This window comes from Acinetobacter sp. ANC_7511 (genome assembly GCF_056779975.1).
The window spans coordinates 1-479 of sequence record NZ_JBWYIY010000056.1 but is presented as its reverse complement, the minus strand read 5'-3'; the positions used below and the strand labels follow the sequence as shown (position 1 = coordinate 479).

General features: G+C 39.5%; 1 protein-coding gene and 1 pseudogene. Both read right to left on the bottom strand.

All coding sequences use genetic code 11. The features are described 5' to 3' along the window. Window positions 1-196, bottom strand: a pseudogene (locus AC1M9L_RS14800) (oxidoreductase); the annotation flags it as partial. A gap of 62 nt (window positions 197-258) precedes the next feature. Next, on the bottom strand, window positions 259-479 hold a 221-nt coding region (locus tag AC1M9L_RS14795; RefSeq protein ID WP_481592559.1), incomplete at its 5' end, for a nuclear transport factor 2 family protein.

Below are 479 nucleotides of genomic sequence, written 5' to 3'. Positions count from 1 at the left end.
GAAAAATGCCGACTTGTTTAGGATCTTGGCAAAGTGAATATTGGCGTATTAGACCATTCGGCAAATGCACATCAATATGTGCCCCTGCTTCGATTTCAGGGAGTGTATTTTCATTCGCAGATGCCAATTCCAGTACTGCGATTGTGCCGCCTTGTATATAACGATCTTTTACGACCACATCATGTAAACACATCATTTTTTCTCATTCGATCCTTTTAAACAAATAGGGATTAGCAAAAAGCTAATCCCTATTTCCTCTTACAAAATATAGCTAATACCCGCTAGGGTATCGGTTGAATTAATGAGGTTAATCACCTTGCGACGAATCTTGAAACCATATTCTTCATCACGTACCAAATGGTAAATCACATCTGCTGTGTAATGGCGCAAGTTTTCTTTACGGAATTCACGTAAATTCTGTGCACAGCGTAATACGATCTCTCCGTCTTGATCTTGAAGAATTCGTACACGCGATAAAC